Here is a 2,280-nt window from a genome sequence, read left to right as displayed (position 1 = left end):
CGCCGAGCGCCGTCACCGGGGCCGGCCCCGACGCGGGCAGCGGCCGGGCGGTGACGGTCACCTCGTCCCCCGGCCGCAGGGCGGCGAGCGCGGCCGCCGGGCCGGGGCCCCGGGCCGTCAGCAGGGTGGTGCCGGGGGCGGGCCGCGCCGCCGGGGCGGGGCCTGCGGAGACCACCCTCCCGTCGCGGAGCTCCACCGCGGGCCCGGGCCCCAGGGCCGGGAGCCGCTTGCCGCCCCAGTCGGCGGTGTATACGGCGAAGCCCTCCGCGGGCGGCTTGGCGGCGTTGTACCCGGCGAGGGGATGGACCCGCCCGCCGGGCAGGGTCACCGTGCCGTCGAGGCCGAGGCGCAGCAGGCGGCCGGCCCCGTCCGGGCCGAAGCCGACGGCCGCGCCGCCCCCGGGCCCGGGCGAGGCGGAGTGCAGGAGCCGTCCGGAGCCGACGCCGGGGCCGAGGGGGGCTCCGGTGGCCCGGATGTCGAAGAAGTCGCCGTTCACGGCGGCGACCACGCGCCGCCCGGGTCCGGGGCGGTAGCGGGCGGCGGCTTCGGGGAGGGTGACGGGGCCCCCGCCGGTGCCCAGGTACTCGGCGCGTACGCCGGTGGGCGGGTCGAGGTCGGCGACGAGCTCGTCGATCCGCAGCCAGCGGTCGGCCTCCAGCCGGTCGTAGGACTCCAGGCGGATCCCGGGGGCGAGCTGCCGGGTCGTGCGGGCGGTCTCGATGCCGTCGCCGGGCCCGCCGGCCGCGGCGTACGCGGGGGCGGGGGCCAGCAGGAGGGTGCTCAACAGGGCGGGCAGCAGCGGGCGGAGGCTCATCACCCCGGCAGGATCGCCATACAGTACGACCATCGGAACCGGGGCGCACCGCCTGGACCAGCAGGTTCACCCTTCCGCACCCGCCGTACCGCCGTGTGGACGAAGGCGCCCGGGCTGCCATGTGTTCACCCCCGCCGCCGGGCCCGCACACTCCCGGCCGGCCGCTCGTCCCGTCCCGTTCTCAGACGTTCCCGTGGCCTGGAGGGCCGGCGTCCGGCGTGCGGCCGACAGCTCCCACCCGCAGGTCTCCACCGCACCCGTGACCGCTTGGGGGCTGGTGTGGGTGCTCTCCACGCTCTGCGACAGCGCCGTGGAGCAGCTCTACAAGCGCGCCGACACCCCTGAGGGACTGGCCGTCGCCTCGTCCTCCGGCGCCTTCTCCGACCTGCTGACAGTCGCCGCAGCCGTCCTGGCGGTCGTCTTCGTGCGCAGGCTGACCGCGCCGCAGCACGCCAGGGTCATGGGGCCGCCCACCGCCCGCTGGCGGGGCTCAGCCGGCCGCCGGGACGGTGAACTCGCACCACACGCACTTGCCGCTGCCCCGGGGCTCCACGCCCCAGCCGTCCGCGAGCCGGTCCACCAGCATCAGGCCCCGGCCGGACACCGCCCAGTCGTCCGCCTCCCGGCGGCGCGGCAGGGCGCTGCTGGAGTCCTCGACCTCGACCCGGATCCGGCCCTCCGCGGTCAGTCGCATGCCGACCTGCCCGCCGCCGTCGGTGTGCACGAGGGCGTTGGTCATGAGCTCGTCGGCGGCCAGCTCGATCTCGTCGGCCCGTTCGCGGGCGCCCCAGGCGGCCGCGGCCGCCCGGATCAGGTGCCGGGCCTGGGCCGGTCCCTCGGTGTCGCCGGGGACCAGGCGCTGGCGCAGCGGACCACCGCCGCGCGGGGCGGCGGTGCCGCGCCGGCGCAGCACCAGCAGGGCCATGTCGTCCCCGCCGCCCGCGTCCCCGACGAGGTCGCAGAGCACGTCGGCGAGTTCCTCGACGTCGGCCGGGCCCTGGCAGGCCGCGTCCATGAACTCCCGTATCCCGGCCTCGAGGTCCCCGCCGGGCCGCTCGACCAGGCCGTCGGTGCAGAGCAGCAGGGTGTCCCCGGGGTGCAGCTCCATGCTGGTGACGGGGTAGCCGCAGCCGGTACCGGACGGCGGTTCGCGCGGGGGCAGTCCGAGCGGGAGCCCGCCCGCCACCTGGACGCGGTGGCAGCTGCCGTCCCCGCGCCGGACCACCGGGTCGAGGTGGCCGGCCCGGACCAGGCGCAGCATGCCGGTGTTCAGGTCCGCCTCGGCGTAGGTGCAGGTGGCGAAGCGCTCGGTGGCGAGGTCGCGCAGGAAGGCGGAGGCGCGGGCCATGGCCGTTCCGGGGGTGTGGCCCTCCAGGACGTAGGCGCGGAGCACGATGCGCAGCTGGCCCATGACGGCCGCCGCGTCCGTGTCGTGGCCCTCGACGTCGCCGATCATCACCCCGCCC

Annotated in this window: 1 protein-coding gene and 2 pseudogenes; 1 reads left to right on the top strand and 2 read right to left on the bottom strand. The window is 77.9% G+C overall.

The annotated features are described in order from the left end of the window. Positions 1-817 (bottom strand): annotated as a pseudogene (locus tag VR44_RS45750) (phosphodiester glycosidase family protein); the annotation flags it as partial. Here VR44_RS45750 and VR44_RS49410 point away from each other — a divergent pair. Further along, positions 720-1,244, top strand: a pseudogene (locus VR44_RS49410) (DUF4328 domain-containing protein); the annotation flags it as partial. The pseudogenes VR44_RS45750 and VR44_RS49410 sit on opposite strands and share 98 nt — an antisense overlap. Positions 1,245-1,304: 60 nt before the next feature. On the opposite strand, the gene VR44_RS38895 reads toward VR44_RS49410, so the two are convergent. Then, a partial coding sequence (locus VR44_RS38895; RefSeq protein WP_045952410.1) for an ATP-binding SpoIIE family protein phosphatase occupies positions 1,305-2,280 on the bottom strand: 976 nt, incomplete at its 5' end.

It is taken from the genome of Streptomyces katrae, from assembly GCF_000966975.1.
GTDB classification, from domain to species: Bacteria; Actinomycetota; Actinomycetes; order Streptomycetales; family Streptomycetaceae; genus Streptomyces; species Streptomyces katrae.
Note: the sequence above shows the minus strand (reverse complement) of the source record. Positions and strands in the feature narration are given on the sequence as shown.